13 protein-coding genes and 2 pseudogenes are annotated in these 14,386 nt (G+C 62.5%); 13 read left to right on the forward strand and 2 right to left on the reverse strand.

Annotated elements, in window-relative coordinates; translation table 11 throughout:
• Window positions 1–142: 142 nt before the first annotated feature.
• The 11 genes and pseudogenes from MRBLMA1_RS05700 (at window position 143) to arsH (ending at window position 11,121) form a co-directional block, all read left to right on the forward strand.
• Window positions 143–1,528, forward strand: coding sequence for an NfeD family protein (locus tag MRBLMA1_RS05700; protein ID WP_363735565.1), 1,386 nt, complete (start codon window positions 143–145; stop codon window positions 1,526–1,528).
• The gene (locus MRBLMA1_RS05705; protein WP_363735567.1) at window positions 1,529–2,320 is read left to right on the forward strand and encodes a slipin family protein; all 792 of its coding nucleotides are present in this window, start codon (window positions 1,529–1,531) and stop codon (window positions 2,318–2,320) included.
• A 491-nt stretch (window positions 2,321–2,811) separates the two neighbouring features.
• A complete protein-coding gene (locus MRBLMA1_RS05710) occupies window positions 2,812–5,073 on the forward strand; it encodes a TonB-dependent receptor (protein WP_363735568.1) in 2,262 nt (753 codons plus the stop codon).
• Complete coding sequence (locus MRBLMA1_RS05715; protein WP_363735570.1) at window positions 5,070–5,648, forward strand: hypothetical protein; 579 nt, start codon at window positions 5,070–5,072, stop codon at window positions 5,646–5,648. The genes MRBLMA1_RS05710 and MRBLMA1_RS05715 overlap by 4 nt, the downstream gene beginning before the upstream one ends.
• Window positions 5,645–7,177 (forward strand): PepSY-associated TM helix domain-containing protein, encoded by a 1,533-nt coding sequence (locus MRBLMA1_RS05720; protein WP_363735571.1) that lies wholly within the window; start codon window positions 5,645–5,647, stop codon window positions 7,175–7,177. The genes MRBLMA1_RS05715 and MRBLMA1_RS05720 overlap by 4 nt, the downstream gene beginning before the upstream one ends.
• Before the next feature lie 16 nt (window positions 7,178–7,193).
• Window positions 7,194–7,949 (forward strand): SIMPL domain-containing protein, encoded by a 756-nt coding sequence (locus MRBLMA1_RS05725; RefSeq protein ID WP_363735573.1) that lies wholly within the window; start codon window positions 7,194–7,196, stop codon window positions 7,947–7,949.
• A 176-nt stretch (window positions 7,950–8,125) separates the two neighbouring features.
• Window positions 8,126–8,455 carry an ArsR/SmtB family transcription factor gene (locus tag MRBLMA1_RS05730; protein WP_414714709.1) on the forward strand — a complete coding sequence of 110 codons (330 nt, stop codon included), beginning with the start codon at window positions 8,126–8,128 and terminating at the stop codon, window positions 8,453–8,455.
• A gap of 8 nt (window positions 8,456–8,463) precedes the next feature.
• A complete protein-coding gene (arsC, locus tag MRBLMA1_RS05735; RefSeq protein WP_363735576.1) occupies window positions 8,464–8,895 on the forward strand; it encodes an arsenate reductase (glutaredoxin) in 432 nt (143 codons plus the stop codon).
• A pseudogene (gene arsB, locus MRBLMA1_RS05740) lies at window positions 8,892–9,953 on the forward strand (ACR3 family arsenite efflux transporter). Before arsC ends, arsB begins: the two are co-directional and overlap by 4 nt.
• On the forward strand, window positions 9,950–10,384 hold the full coding sequence (locus MRBLMA1_RS05745; protein ID WP_363735578.1) for a GNAT family N-acetyltransferase: 435 nt from the start codon (window positions 9,950–9,952) through the stop codon (window positions 10,382–10,384). Before arsB ends, MRBLMA1_RS05745 begins: the two are co-directional and overlap by 4 nt.
• Entirely contained in the window at window positions 10,381–11,121 is a 741-nt protein-coding gene (gene arsH / locus MRBLMA1_RS05750; protein WP_363735580.1) for an arsenical resistance protein ArsH, read from the forward strand. The genes MRBLMA1_RS05745 and arsH overlap by 4 nt, the downstream gene beginning before the upstream one ends.
• 212 nt (window positions 11,122–11,333) lie before the next feature.
• On the opposite strand, the gene MRBLMA1_RS05755 is transcribed toward arsH, so the two are convergent.
• Window positions 11,334–12,086 (reverse strand): SDR family NAD(P)-dependent oxidoreductase, encoded by a 753-nt coding sequence (locus MRBLMA1_RS05755; protein WP_363735581.1) that lies wholly within the window; start codon window positions 12,084–12,086, stop codon window positions 11,334–11,336.
• 110 nt (window positions 12,087–12,196) lie between these two features.
• Between MRBLMA1_RS05755 and MRBLMA1_RS05760 the strand changes: the two genes are divergently transcribed.
• Window positions 12,197–13,105 carry a LysR family transcriptional regulator gene (locus MRBLMA1_RS05760; RefSeq protein WP_363735583.1) on the forward strand — a complete coding sequence of 303 codons (909 nt, stop codon included), beginning with the start codon at window positions 12,197–12,199 and terminating at the stop codon, window positions 13,103–13,105.
• A 482-nt stretch (window positions 13,106–13,587) separates the two neighbouring features.
• Complete coding sequence (locus MRBLMA1_RS05765; protein WP_363735585.1) at window positions 13,588–13,923, forward strand: EthD domain-containing protein; 336 nt, start codon at window positions 13,588–13,590, stop codon at window positions 13,921–13,923.
• A 51-nt stretch (window positions 13,924–13,974) separates the two neighbouring features.
• Here the strand turns inward: MRBLMA1_RS05765 and MRBLMA1_RS05770 are convergent.
• Window positions 13,975–14,247: pseudogene (locus tag MRBLMA1_RS05770) on the reverse strand (GFA family protein); the annotation flags it as partial.
• Window positions 14,248–14,386: the final 139 nt, after the last annotated feature.

The raw sequence follows: 14,386 nt of genomic DNA on the forward strand, positions 1-14,386 counted from the left end.
AAGGGCCATGGCGGGCAGCAGCACCGCCGTCCGCCTCCGCCTCACCGATCGATCCCGCTGCTTTCGCCGCGGGTTCGTGCTATAAGGAAAACCTGCCGTCTCGCCAGGCATCAAGCCATTGGCGAAGGGATGGTAAGGTGGAATGCCCGTGAGGCATTGGACGATCCTCTTCCGGTGCGGCATCAGCCGCCTTCTTGCCCAATTGGGCAGCGTCATCCTGCTGTGCCTTTGCGTCACGCAATCCGGGCCATCGGACGCCGCTGCGCCTGCGCCTGCGCCTGTCATCATCCTCAATCTCGACGGCGTGGTGGGCCCGGCGACGGCCGATTATGTCCGCAAGGGTCTCCGGACCGCTGCCGCGCGCAAGGCGCCGCTTGTCATCCTGAGAATGGATACGCCCGGCGGCCTTGACACATCCATGCGCCTCATCATCCGGGCGATTCTCGCCTCGCCCGTTCCCGTCGCTTCCTACGTCTCCCCTAGCGGAGCGAGGGCAGCGAGCGCCGGGACGTTCATCCTCTATGCCAGCCATGTTGCGGCGATGGCGCCCGGCACCAACATGGGTGCCGCCACCCCCGTTCATATCGGCGGCATTGCGCCGGCACGGGACAACGATCAAAAGAACAACCCTCCCAATCCCATGGAAACAAAGGCGGTCAACGACGCCGCTGCCTTCATCAGGTCCCTGGCGGAGCTTCGCGGCCGTAATGCCAGCTGGGCGGAAAAGGCCGTCCGCGAAGCCGCCAGCCTTCCGGCTTCGACCGCCTTGAGCACGCATGTCATCGATATGGAGGCACGAGATGTAGCCGACCTGCTGCGCAAGCTGGATGGCAGGATCGTCAAGGTCAGCGCTGGTGCCGTGAAGATCGACGTCGCCCACCGCACTATCGAGGAGATCGCACCGGACTGGCGAACGCGACTGCTGGCGACGATCACCGATCCCAACGTCGCGCTGATCCTGATGACCCTAGGCGTTTACGGATTGGTCTTCGAATTCATGAATCCGGGGTCCTTCCTGCCCGGAACGCTGGGCGCAATCTGCCTGCTCACCGGACTTTACGCCTTCGCCGCCCTGCCGGTGAATTTTGCGGGTGTTGCCCTGATTGTCCTTGGTATCGGCCTGGTGGTTGCGGAAGGCTATCTCTTTTCCCACGGCGTTCTGGGCATTGGCGGATGCGTGGCCTTTGCGCTCGGCGCGGCGATGCTAATCGACACCGACACACCGGCTTTTCGCATCTCCTGGCCGTTGATCGCGGGACTGTCCCTGGCGACTGCCGCTTTCGTCCTTCTGGTTGTCCGCACGGCGCTGCGCGCGCGAAAACGCAGGATCGTAAGCGGCGCGGAAGAGATGACCGGCGCCATCGGCGTCGTACAGGATTGGAGCGGCGGCAAGGGCCATGTGTTCGTCCATGGCGAGCGTTGGGCAGCGGCCGGCCAGGAGGCGTACTCTCAGGGCCAACTGGTCCGGATCGTCAGAATTGCGGGGCTCACGGTCGAAGTGACCAGCGACGCGGCCAAGGAGGTTTAAATGCTCACGGATCTCGCCTTCTATCTCCCGCCGATCATTGTGCTGTTGCTGTTCCTGTCGGCAGCGATACGGATACTGCGTGAATATGAGCGCGGCGTCATATTCACGCTGGGCCGCTTTACCGGCATCAAGGGACCGGGGCTGATCCTCCTCATACCATTCATCCAGCAGATGGTCCGCACCGATCTGCGCATGACTGTGCTCGACGTACCCCCGCAGGACGTGATTTCCCGCGACAATGTTTCGGTTCGGGTCAACGCCGTGATCTACTTTCGCATCATCGACCCGGAACGCGCGATCATCCAGGTGGAGGACTTCCTCACCGCCACGAGCCAGCTTGCCCAGACGACCTTGCGATCGGTCCTCGGTAAGCATGAGCTCGACGAGATGCTCGCCGAACGGGACAAGCTCAACAATGACGTTCAGGAAATTCTCGACAGCCAGATCGCGGCCTGGGGCATCAAGGTCGCCAATGTCGAGATCAAGCAGGTCGATATCACCGAAACCATGATCCGCGCCATTGCGCGGCAGGCCGAAGCGGAGCGCGAGCGACGAGCCAAGATCATCAATGCCGAAGGCGAACGCCAGGCCGCGCAGCAACTGCTGGAGGCGGCCACCATCCTTGGGCAACGGCCGGAAGCGATGCAGTTACGCTATCTCGGTTCGCTCAACTTCATCGCCGGTGACAAGAACTCGACCATTGTTTTTCCATTTCCCATAGAATTCGTTCAATGGCTTAAGGACGTGCCCAATTCTGAAATTGGCAGATCCAGTCGCCACAATGAGCGCTAGAGAGGCTAATGACCCCGCAGCTACTGCCATATTGTCCTATCGTCGATTATCTCGTCCAGATGCACTGACATTCTGTGTGGCGCCTACAAGCACTCGCGAATTTTGCTCTCAAAATGGGAACCCGATGCAATCGACCCTTGTCGGACTCTCAGCACTCTATTTTTTCGTCCCAGGTGCGGAAGGTCCGCTATCCGGCAGGTGTCGACCAAATTGAGATACTTGGATCAGTCAATGTAACCGACGGCTTTTTCTCAAACCGGTCAGTCAACCATAACGGAACCAGCCGCTGCGAGCACACTGTTTGTGAATGCGCTATGAGCTGTATCGGTCAAGCGCACGGTTGCTGAGGCCGCCTTGGCGCGGGTTCATCGCAGCCAGGATCAGCCCTGAGGCCGTACCTTTCCCGTATAGCACCATGAGCCAAATGACACAAGATGCGATTGACTCGCATTATACAGTTTGCTTAAGCGAACCTCGTTTACGGGGGGCTCATGAAGCATCACTATTTTTTATCCGCGTCGCTGTTTGCTGCCTTGCTAGTATCTTCGGCTGGAGCAGCCGATGAAGTGCCATCTTCGGGCGAGCAGAACGAGATCATCGTCACCGGCGAAAAGGCGGCCCGGAGCCTGCAGAAGACGACCGCTTCGGTAAGTGTGACCACCGAAAGGAAGCTGGCCGAAGAAAATATCCTGACCATCCAGGACGTCTACAACCGCACGGCCAATGTGTCCGAAACCTATGGTCCCTCGGGTTTCTCGATCCGTGGCATCGACCAGCGGGGCGTTTCGGGGGGTGGTGACGCGGCGACAGCGACGGTGTTCGTCGATGGTGCGCCGGTGCCGCAGGATGTGCTGTCGAACGGGCCCACCGACATGTGGGATGTGGCGCAGGTGGAGATTTTCCGCGGGCCGCAATCGACCATCCAGGGTCTCAATGCGCTGGCTGGCGCGGTGCATATCCGCACGCAGGATCCGACCTTCAACTGGAGCGTGAAAGGCCGGGCGCTGGTCTCCTCTTTCGACACCACGCAGTTCGCTGTCGCTGGCGGCGGCCCCCTGGTGCCGGGCGAACTCGCCTTCCGCGTTTCGGCCGAGAAGCGGGATTCTGACGGCTATATCCGCAACATCACTCGTAATGAGCCAGAGAGCAGAGTGGACTCAACCTCTATCCGCGTTCGGCTGCTGTGGACGCCCTCCGCCGTGTCGGGGTTTGAGGCGCGCCTGAGCTACCATCATTTCGAAACGAAGGGTGGCTATCTCTTCACCTATGTCGATGCGACGGTGCCCGACTATTTTGATAATCGCACCAATCCCTCGGATTATCCCAACAGCAGCGATGTCGACAACGATCAGGTGACGCTGGACCTGCGCTATGATCTGGGCGGCGGCCTGTCGCTCAGCACGCTCGGCACCTGGACCGATACCGACTTCACCCGAAAATATGATGGCGACTCATCAGCCGCCAGCATCGCCTACAGCGACATCGCGGGCGGGGCGGAAATATTCACGCAAGAAGTGCGGCTCAATTATGAGGGCGACCGGCTGAGCGGTCTGGCCGGGCTGTTCTACTATAATCGCGACCAATATCGCCGTTCGCATCAGGTGACCTTGGTGCCGACGCCCGGCCCGACGATCGCCAGCCTGTTGACGCCTGCGCTCGGCGCGCAGACGGCGACGCAGGTCGCGGCCCTCTACACCACCGCGCTGCCCAACATTCCGGTGGATTACACGTCCGACTTTCCGACCAAGGTCGAGACGATGGCCCTGTTCGCCGACGCGCGCTATCGGCTGACCGACCGGCTCTCGCTGCTCGGCGGCTTCCGCTACGATCGCGAACGCAACAAAATCGGTGGCGAGGCAATCGCGCGCTTCGTAGGCTCTTTGCCGAACCCGGCGGCATATGGCCCGCTGGAACCAGCCTTCGCCGGTGTCAATGCTGCCGTGCTTGGCCTGGTGGACGATGCGAGCGGTTCGGCACCGACGGGTACGCGAACCTTCAACGCCTTCCTGCCCAAGGCAGGCATGGAAATGGCGTGGACTCCTGATCTTGCGACGGCCTTCGTCGCACAGCGCGGCTATCGCTCCGGGGGAAGCGGGTTCAATACCGCCCGTTCGCAGCTCTTTCCCTATGATCCGGAATTCACCTGGAACTATGAACTGTCTCTGCGTTCGACCTGGCTCGATGGTCGCCTGACCGTCAATGCCAACGCCTTCTACATCGACTGGAAGGACCAGCAGACCACCGCGAATTTCGGTAACGGTCTCTATGACACCCATACCGTCAACGCCGGCAAGTCGCATCTCTACGGTTTCGAGCTGGAACTGGCGCATCGCATTTCGCCCGCGTTCGACTGGTATGCGAGCGTCGGGCATACGCGCACGAAGTTCGACAGCTTCGTGACCGATGTGGGATCCATCACAGATCTGTCGGGCCTGGAATTCCCTTACGCCCCGAGATGGACCTTGGCGGGCGGTGCCAATATGCGGTTCGGCGGCGGCTTCAACGGCAATGTCAACGCGAGCTATCGCAGCGCGGTTTATACGGACGTATCCATCCCGCAGGCAGATGACCGGGTCGGCGCGCGTACGCTGGTCAACGCCCGCATCGGCTACGAGGCCAAGCATTGGAGCCTGTCGCTGTTTGCGAACAACCTGTTCGATGAGAAGTACGATCAGTATCTCAACAGCTTCACGAACTTCGCCGTCATCGGTGCGCCACGCAGCGTGGGCGTCATCCTGGAAGCCGGCTTTTGAGCCCCGAAGCGCCTCTTGCCGCGATGGCGCTCATTCTCGGCAGCTCTGCCGCCGGCGCCTGGATGCTGCGCCGCGCCTGGAGCCGCAAGGGCGGTAAGGCGCCGTGGCGCTGGGCAGGGCTGTGCATGCTCTTGCTCGCGATCCTCCTTGCCGCCTCCATGCTGGGCAAAGGACGCGGAATATTCACGGCCCTCACGCTGATGGGGGTCGCCGGACTCAGCGTGGTCGCTTCTGGCTACACCATGAAGCCAGCCAAGGCAGGTCGCGCGGCGCGGGAGGGCCTGGCGCCCGAACCGGCGGAGCAGGCGCCAAGCGCATGGCGCACCACGTTGCGTTGGTCACTGGCCGGGCCGATTGGCATGGTGGCAGCGATCAGCCTCGGCATCAGCTATGCCGTCTGGGCGCCGGGCGAGGCGCAGACGCGGCTCCTGATCGGCGGGCTGATCGTGCCGCTGGCCTGGGGCGGTGCCATGGCCTGGACCCTGGCCGACAGCCGAATTCTGCGCGCGACCGCCGTTTTGGTGGGAACTGCCATTGCAGGCTTCGGCGCAGCCATGCTCAGGGGATTTGCATGACGAAGGGAACAAAGGGCGCTGGCTTTCCATCGGCTGATCTCGTGCGCGCCGTGCTCAAGGGACATAGCGGCCTCGGCCTTGCCTTTGCCGCGCTGCTGTATCTCATATGCCTGACCGGAACGATCGCGGTTTTCGCTAATGAATTCCAGCGCTGGGAGAACCCGGCAGCGGAGCATATGGAAACGATGTCCGGGGAGGCTGTCCAGGCGGCCTATCGCGCCGCGCTGGGCCGCGCGGAAGGGCCGGTCGAGCATGTGCTCATCATCATGCCGAGCGAGGATCGCCCCTGGCCGACCATTCGGGTCGATGCCAAGGATGGGACCCAGACAAGCTGGGTTGCTGACAACGCCGGGCGCATCACGGGCAAGGTCCGCGACGGTTGGACCCAATTCCTGACGCGCCTGCACATCAATCTCCACCTGCCGCGAAGCTGGGGCGGCTTCATCGTCGGCTTGACCGGGGTTGCCCTGCTCTCTTCGCTCATCTCGGGCGTGCTGGCACATCCGCGCATCTTTCGCGATGCGTTTCACCTCCGGCTCGGCGGTTCGCGGCGGTTGCAGGAGGCCGACATTCACAACCGCATCGGCGTGTGGGGGCTGCCCTTCCACCTCATCGTATCTCTAACCGGCGCGCTGCTTGGTCTCAGCACCATCATCATCGGTGCGCTCGGAATGGCGGTGTTCCAGGGCGACACGGCCAAGGTCTATGCCATCTTCACGCCCCCTCATCCGGCGGAGGATGCGCGGCCCGCCCCGCCGCTCGACCTGCGCCCGATGTTCGCACAGATAGCCGCGCGCGCACCGAGCGGGCGCATCAGTTATCTCGCGCTCGAGCATCCCACCGAAGTGGGTGGCTCTGCCATGTTCGAGGTGGAAGATGGATCGTCCCGGCTCGCCAATGCGGACAGCTATGCTTTCGATCGCCAGGGCAGGCTCTATCATGAACAGAAGGCAGCTGAAAACAATGTGGGCCAGCAGATCCTGGGTTCGCTTGGTCCCTTGCACTTCGGCTGGTTCGGCGGCGGCACCATCAAGATCGCTTATTCTCTGCTGGGCCTCGGGCTCACCTATCTCGCGGCCGGCGGCGTTACCATCTGGCTGGCGCGCAGGCGGGACAAGGGACGGCCCGCACCCGGGTGGGAGCGGGTGTGGACCGCACTCGTCTGGGGACAGCCAGTCGCGCTGACCGGCGCCGCGTTCACGGCACTGTTCACGTCGTCGGTCACGCCCTTGATTTGGGTGTGGGCCGCCATAAGCATCGGCGCTCTTGCTGCCGCCGCTCTGTTTCCCTCCGCCACCTTATCGCAGACCGGTCGCGCCATCACGGGCACGTTGTTGATAGTCCTGGCCACGGCTCATCCCGCTTTCTTGGGGACGGGCGACAACATGGCCCTGATCGTCGATGGCGCTCTCGGACTGATTGGATTCATTCTGCTGGCAATCCTTATCCTTAGGATCCCGGTGCTCAAAAAGATGTCCCGGCTGAACGCCGACGAGCCCGATCGTGCAGGCTTGGCGGCCCGTGGTTGATGAAAGGAGATATTCCATGCGGCGCTTTGCTTCAGTTCTTCCGTTGTTGATGCCGTCCGCGGTGATTGCGCAGACCGGCGAGGATGCGCGCCCCCGGATTATCGTCTCCAGCGCCGCGACGATCCCCAGCCCTCCTGATCGCGCGGTCGTCAGCTTCTCCGTTCATGGTGAGGGCACGACCAGTGACGAGGCCGTGCGCGTCATGGTGGCGAAGCGGGACGCGATCGAGAAGGGACTGGCAAGTATCTCAGCGGGTTCCGACGTACGCGCCGCGCAGATCGGGATAGCCGAGGTGCGAGGGCGCGACTGCAATCGCAACACTTACGGCAACCCGCGCCTGTCGACCGGCGAATGCGCCATCGTTGGCTATACGGCAGATATCCAGATGGAGGTTCGCACGGCGGCGGTGAACGAGGCCGGCACGATGGTGTCGCTCGCCGGCCGTCTCGGCGCGACCAATCCCCGCATCGACCGCTTCTTTCTCGCCGAGGACAAGGAGATCCGCCGGCGCGGTGTCGCGCAGGCGCTGGCCGAAGCCAAGTTGCAGGCGGAAGCTATCGCTCGCGCCTCGGGCGTCAGGCTGGGCGGCGTCCTCAGCGTGTCCAATCTTAGCTTCAATGGCCCCGGCCCGTATGACGATATAGTTGTCACGGCGCAGCATGCCAGCGCGCCGCCACCGCCGCCACTACCGCCGCCCGTTGCGGTCGGACTGAAGCCCCGCGCGATCGAAACGCAGGTGAAGGTACAGGTCGTCTACGCGATTCAACCCTGAGGGTCGGATATCCTTAACGCGATTGTCGGCATTCAAGGAGCCGTCGCCACTTCTTAGCCGAAAAATTTGCAGGCCAGACGGTGGCGGCGGCAGGCGACCAGACCCGGTCTTTCGTGACCAGTCGGCTTCTGATAAATCAGATGCCCTTGAATTAATCCATATATCCGCTAACGTGGATATATGGACAACGACGCAGCCATCTTGGCGCGCTCGCGCAGGGCACGCGCCTCGATGCATTCCGCCTGCTGGTCCGCCACGAGCCTGCAGGCTTGGCCGCCGACGAAGTCGCCAAGGCCCTCAATGTGCCGCAGAACACCATGTCAGTGCATCTCGCGACCCTTGCCCGCGCGGGCTTGATCCGCTCCGAGCGGCGCAGCCGCGTCATCAACTACCGCGCCGACCTCGACCAGTTGAGGGCGCTCACCCTGTTTCTCGTGAAGGACTGCTGCGGCGGGAAGGCGGAGCTTTGCGAGCCGCTGATCGCCGAGCTCAACCCCTGCTGCTGAAGGCTGCCATGACCGTGGATATCATCATTTATCACAACCCCGAGTGCGGGACGTCGCGCAATACGCTAGCGATGATCCAGAACGCCGGCATCGAACCGCACGTCATCGAATACCTCAAGACGCCGCCGAACCGCTCGCGCCTCGTATCGCTGATCGGCCGCATGGGCATCACTCCACGCGCCCTGCTGCGCGAGAAGGGCACGCCCTATGCCGAGCTTGGCCTCGCCGACCCAGCGCTCACGGACGACCAGCTCATCGATAGGATGATCGAGCATCCGATCCTCATCAACCGTCCGATCGTCGTATCGCCGCTCGGCGTGAAGCTCTGCCGACCGTCAGAGGAGGTGCTCGATCTGCTGCCCGTGCGGCAGCGCGGGGCGTTCACCAAGGAAGATGGCGAGAGGGTCATCGACGACGCAGGCGACAGGATCGGGGCATGACCGCCACTGCGCCGGCCAAGCCGGCGATCAGCACGTTCGAACGCTATCTCAGCCTCTGGGTGGCGCTCTGCATCGTTGTCGGGATCGTGCTCGGCTACGCGCTGCCGGTATTGTTCGCCGCGATCGCGTCGGCCGAGGTCGCGCGCGTCAACCTCGTGGTGGCGGTGCTCATCTGGCTGATGATTATCCCGATGCTGCTCAAGATCGACTTGCGCGCGCTCGGCTCAGTCCGCCAGCATTGGAGGGGTGTTGGCATCACCCTCTTCATAAACTGGGCGGTAAAGCCGTTCTCGATGGCGCTGCTGGGCACGCTGTTCCTGGGCTGGCTATTTCGTCCGCTGCTGCCGGAGGGCGAGCTCAGCTCCTACATCGCCGGCCTGATCCTGCTCGCCGCCGCGCCTTGCACGGCAATGGTGTTCGTGTGGTCCAACCTCTGCGATGGCGAGCCGACCTACACGCTGAGCCAGGTCGCGCTGAACGACGTGATCATGGTGTTTGCGTTCGCGCCCTTGGTCGGCCTGCTGCTCGGGGTCGCGTCGATCACGGCGCCGTGGGACACGCTGCTCATCTCGGTCATGCTCTACATAGTCGTGCCGGTGATCGTCGCGCAGGTCGCGCGACGTGTCGTGATCGGTTCGGGCGGTCAACCAGCGCTCGATCGGCTGCTCGCCAGGCTTGGACCTATGTCATTGTTTGCCCTGCTCACCACGCTGGCGCTGCTGTTCGGGTTTCAGGGTGAGGCGATCGTCGCCCATCCGCTTGTCATCGTGCTGATCGCGGTACCGATCCTGATCCAGGTCTATTTCAACGCCGGCCTTGCCTATTAGCTGAGCCGCCGCCTCGGCGTGGCATGGTGTGTGGCCGCACCCGCTGCCCTGATCGGCGCCTCCAACTTCTTCGAGCTGGCGGTTGCCGCTGCGATCAGTCTGTTCGGCCTCAACTCGGGCGCAGCGCTGGCGACGGTCGTTGGCGTGCTGGTGGAGGTGCTGGTGATGCTGTCCGTGGTCACGATCGTGAAGCGGACCCGACCTTGGTACGAAGCGGGAGCCGTGGCATGACTCAGATCTATTTTTCTGAGGCACGCTACGCCGATGATGTCCTGCGTCTCGCCCTTAGCGCCGCCGGGCTCCCGACCGACGATATTGGTGGTCCCGACCAGATGTTCTTCAGCCTGTCCGACGACGTCGGGCTGATCGGGTTCATCGGGCTGGAGGGTGATGGCGCCGATCGGCTGCTTCGCTCGCTGGTCGTGCTGCCGACCCGCCGCGGTCAGGGCTATGGCCGCATGCTGGTCGAACGGCTCGAAGGCATCGCCGATGAGGCGATAGACCGGCTGCACCTCCTGACCAATGGCAAGGCCGAGTTCTTCCGCGCGCTCGGCTATGCCGATGCCGATCGCGACCGCGCACCGGACTTCATCGCCGCGACTGCGCAGTTCGCTTCGCTGTGCGGGCCGCGCGCGACCTATCTCGTCAAGGATCTTGGATGACCCGTCTCCGAACGCTGCGCGATCCTGACGATCTGCCTGCTCTCGATCGCGGCATCGTGATTGACCACCCTGGCGCTGGCATAGGCGACGATCAGCCGCCGCCGCGTATCCTCCTGCTCTATGGGTCGCTTCGCGAGCGGTCGTTCAGCCGGCTCGCGGTCGAGGAAGCGGCACGCCTCCTGATCCTGTTCGGCGCCGAGGTGCGGATATTCGACCCCAGCGACCTGCCGTTACCGGATCAGGTGGCGGGGGACGATCATCCCGCTGTGCATGAGTTTCGCCAGCACGCGCTATGGTCCGAGGGCATGGTCTGGTGCAGTCCCGAGCGGCATGGCCAGGTCACCGGGATCATGAAGGCCCAGATCGACCATCTGCCACTTGACTTCGGTGGTATGCGACCGACCCAGGGCCGGACCCTCGCGGTCATGCAAGTGTCAGGCGGTTCGCAGTCATTCAACGCCGTGAACACGCTACGTCTGCTCGGCCGCTGGATGCGGATGATCACCATCCCCAACCAGTCGAGCGTGGCGATGGCGTTCGAGGAGTTCGACGAGGCCGGTCGCATGCGACCGTCGAGCTACTACGATCGGATCGTCGACGTGATGGAAGAGCTGGTCTGGTTCACGGTCCTGACCCGGTCCCACGCCGGGCAACTGGTTGACCGCTATTCCGAGCGCAAGGCTGCTCAAGCGAAGCGTGACGCTGCCGTCGATCTCGCCTCACAGGCTCTCGAATGACAGCTTAGCTGGAAAGCCGTCATTCCGACGGATTGGCGTCAACGGCAGCTAACGTCCCAGGTGCCGCCTACCGCCATCGACCCATCCTTGCCATTCAGCCGCCCACTTCTCCTTCCCGATTTCGGCCAATGCGGTTTTCTCTCCGCGACGGCCAAGCGGCCAGATGGTTTGCCACCCGAGGCGACAAGCCATCCGGCCTTCGAGCCTAGTGATCAGATCTGCACCTGGCCGCCATCGACAAAGAGTTCGACGCCGTTGACGAAGCTCGCGTCATCAGAGGCGAGGAACAGCACGGCCCTGGCGATTTCCTCGGGCTGACCGATCCGACCCACGGGGATCAGGCTGGCGAGATAGGCCTTGGTGCCCGCCGCCTGCTCGCTGCCGCCGAAGAGATGGTCGAGCCCGGCGGTCTCGGTCACGCCAGGGCTGACGGCGTTGACACGGATGCGGCGATCCTTGAGGTCGAGGATCCAATTGCGCGCGAAGCTCCGCACCGCCGCCTTGGTCGCCGAGTACACGCTGAAGGCAGGCGTGCCCGAAATGCTCGTGGTCGAACTCGTCAGGATCACCGAGGCCCCGTCCTTCAGCAGCGGCAGCGCCTTCTGGACAGTGAACAGCACGCCCTTCATGTTGGTGTCGAAAGTGCTCTGGTAGTGCTCTTCGGTGATTGCGCCGAGCGGCATCATCTCGCCGCCGCCGGCGTTGGCGAAGACCACGTCGATCTGCGCATGCTGCTGCTGGACCGCGTCGTAGAGCCGGTCGATGTCTGCGAGCTTGGCCATGTCGCCCTGGACGCCGGTGACGCGCCCACCGATCGCCTTCACCACGGCATCGAGCGTTTCCTGCCGCCGCCCGGTGATGAATACCGATGCGCCCCCATCGGCGAAGGCCTTGGCCGTCGCGAGACCGATCCCGCTGGTGCCACCGGTCACTACCACCACCTTGTCGTTGAACTTGTTCGTCATCGTCTTTCTCCTTCGTGTTCCGGCGAAGCGCCGTTGCCCGAATGAGATGAGCTGAGAACGTGATGCGTGTAGACGGCAGATGTGGCACTCAGCGTTCCATTGGAGGAACGATGATGCGGATCGACCTAAACGACTATGCCTATTTTGCCGAAGTGGTGGCGCACCGCGGCTTCGCTGCTGCGGGGCGCGCGCTCCGGGAACCCAAGTCCAAGCTGAGCCGCCGCATCGCCGGGCTCGAGGAGCGCCTCGGCCTTCGCCTCATTGAACGATCCAGCCGCCGCTTCCGCGTGACCGACACCGGCCTTGCCTTCTATGAACGGTGCCGCGCCATCCTGGCCGAGGCCGAGCAGGCTGAGACGCTGGTGCTCGAGGCACAGGCCGAACCCCATGGCCGCATCCGCTTCAGCTGTCCCACCGGCATGGTCGAGCCTATCTCGGGCCTGATATCCGCGTTCCTTACTCGCTATCCCAAGGTGCGCCTGCAGTTCGTCGCGACAGACCGCGCGGTAGACCTGATCGAGGAACGGATCGATCTTGCCTTGCGGGTGCGCACCGCGTTGACCAGCGATGCCGCGCTCACAATGCGTTCGCTAGGCAGGTCGACGCGTATCCTCGTCGCCTGCCCCGGACTGGCAGGCCAGATCAAGCAGGTGGAGCAGCTCGCAAACCTGCCGATGCTCGCCACCGATGACGCCGCAGACGATCTCGAATGGCACCTGGAGACCGAGGATGGCCACAAACATGCCATCCGCACCGCGCCGCGCATGGGCTGCACTGACATGGCCGCCGTGCGCAACGCCGCCATCGACGGCCTGGGCATCGCGATCCTGCCCGACCACGTCTGCCGCGAGGCGCTGCTTACCGGCAAGCTGGTCCACGTGCTGCCCGCCTGGCGCGGCCTTCAGGGCATCGTGCACCTCGTGTTCACCACCCGCCGCGGCTTGCCGCCAGCTGTGCGAGCGTTGATCGATCATCTCGCGGCAGGGTTTCCCCGAGAGGTCGTGGCGCGGATGCCATGAGTTCAAGTTCGGGCAGACCGCGAGACCGTGGCCGACCAGAGCCGGTCGTTTATCCGGCTTCTTGTCGTGCTTGGAACCGGACGCTGACGGAAAACACCTGTTTTCCGTTTGGCCGATCGAGCACGATTGGGAAGCAGCCGGGCGGCACGCGCCCTCAACATTGCCGTTCGATCGATCGCCACGGCTTCCCGAAACCGGCCGCCTGAAGAATGTGCGACCGTCCCGTTTCTCCATCTCCGATGCGGCATTTCGGGAAAACACAATCGGGAACAGGTTTCGGGAAAGCCAGCCTCCCATCCGGTGCCTGTGCGCACCGTTACCGGCCGTCCCGCGACACGTTCGTTTGTGGGAAGGCGTTGACGCCATTCCGAAAGGCGAACGCCTGCGGCAAAACTGTCCAGTGTTAGTCCAATTGGCCGTTTCGGTAATATAATCTCAGCGTTATCGAGGGGGGTCTAGGCATAAATGACGCGAGAGTGTTGATGACAGTTAAGTTAATTGCACTTCTGACGAAGCGTCATGACCTATCCCGATCTGATTTCATGGCTTGGTATGAAGAAAACCATGTCCCTACCATTATCGAGGTGATGCCGGGGATTGTTGAATATAAGAGAAATTATCTTCCTGAAAGCGTTAAAAGAGTTGACGTGGTGACCGAGATATATTTCTCGGATAAGTCGTCGTACGACGCCGCTATGGCCACCGCCTTCGTACCGTCCGCCTTGGCGAGAATCGAGCACGATCAACAAATGCTTTTTGACCCAGAGGGCATCCATATCACTCTCGTCGACGAACGGGCTTGCTCGCTTTCGGATTAGGCCATTACTGAATCTAATCTCTTTTATCGGGTTCCGCTGGAAAAGCGTCTGTTATCCTACGTCGATAGTGCACCAAGCGACGCTTCGCTGGTCAAAGACCTGCACTGTGGGTTGAGGAAACTCGGCTGACGCGAATGCGCCTGCCGGCACAGAAATCATGCCGGGACGCATCTCAACGTCATAGAAGACGGTCGAACCGCAGGTCGGGCAAAAGTTGTAGACATTGGTTCTGCCGGAGTCTGTCGCACGCGCGAAGATGTGCCGTTTGCCCGCGATCTTGACCGCATCGGCAGGGAAGCTCGCATTCCACGCAAAGGCGCTGCCCGTTCGACGTTTGCTGAGGTGGCCTCGCCTTCTTGGACAGGTTGGCGGCTAAGTTAAGCTCATCGCGGATGTCGTTTTATGCCGCCATTTGGGTGATCAAATCCTGGGGGGCATGCCCCCCAGGATTTGAAGCGCCGAT

Origin of the sequence: Sphingobium sp. LMA1-1-1.1 (assembly GCF_040676365.1) — a bacterium.
Classification (GTDB): Bacteria; Pseudomonadota; Alphaproteobacteria; order Sphingomonadales; family Sphingomonadaceae; genus Sphingobium.

Excerpts from the sequence above, each read along its gene's own strand:
- MRBLMA1_RS05765 (WP_363735585.1), top strand. The coding sequence starts at position 13,588 with ATGACAGTTAAGTTAATTGCACTTCTGACGAAGCGTCATGACCTATCC.
- MRBLMA1_RS05720 (WP_363735571.1), top strand. The coding sequence starts at position 5,645 with ATGACGAAGGGAACAAAGGGCGCTGGCTTTCCATCGGCTGATCTCGTG.
- MRBLMA1_RS05705 (WP_363735567.1), top strand. The coding sequence starts at position 1,529 with ATGCTCACGGATCTCGCCTTCTATCTCCCGCCGATCATTGTGCTGTTG.
- arsC (WP_363735576.1), top strand. The coding sequence starts at position 8,464 with ATGACCGTGGATATCATCATTTATCACAACCCCGAGTGCGGGACGTCG.
- MRBLMA1_RS05755 (WP_363735581.1), bottom strand. The coding sequence starts at position 12,086 with ATGACGAACAAGTTCAACGACAAGGTGGTGGTAGTGACCGGTGGCACC.
- MRBLMA1_RS05725 (WP_363735573.1), top strand. The coding sequence starts at position 7,194 with ATGCGGCGCTTTGCTTCAGTTCTTCCGTTGTTGATGCCGTCCGCGGTG.
- MRBLMA1_RS05745 (WP_363735578.1), top strand. The coding sequence starts at position 9,950 with ATGACTCAGATCTATTTTTCTGAGGCACGCTACGCCGATGATGTCCTG.
- arsH (WP_363735580.1), top strand. The coding sequence starts at position 10,381 with ATGACCCGTCTCCGAACGCTGCGCGATCCTGACGATCTGCCTGCTCTC.
- MRBLMA1_RS05760 (WP_363735583.1), top strand. The coding sequence starts at position 12,197 with ATGATGCGGATCGACCTAAACGACTATGCCTATTTTGCCGAAGTGGTG.
- MRBLMA1_RS05700 (WP_363735565.1), top strand. The coding sequence starts at position 143 with ATGCCCGTGAGGCATTGGACGATCCTCTTCCGGTGCGGCATCAGCCGC.
- MRBLMA1_RS05710 (WP_363735568.1), top strand. The coding sequence starts at position 2,812 with ATGAAGCATCACTATTTTTTATCCGCGTCGCTGTTTGCTGCCTTGCTA.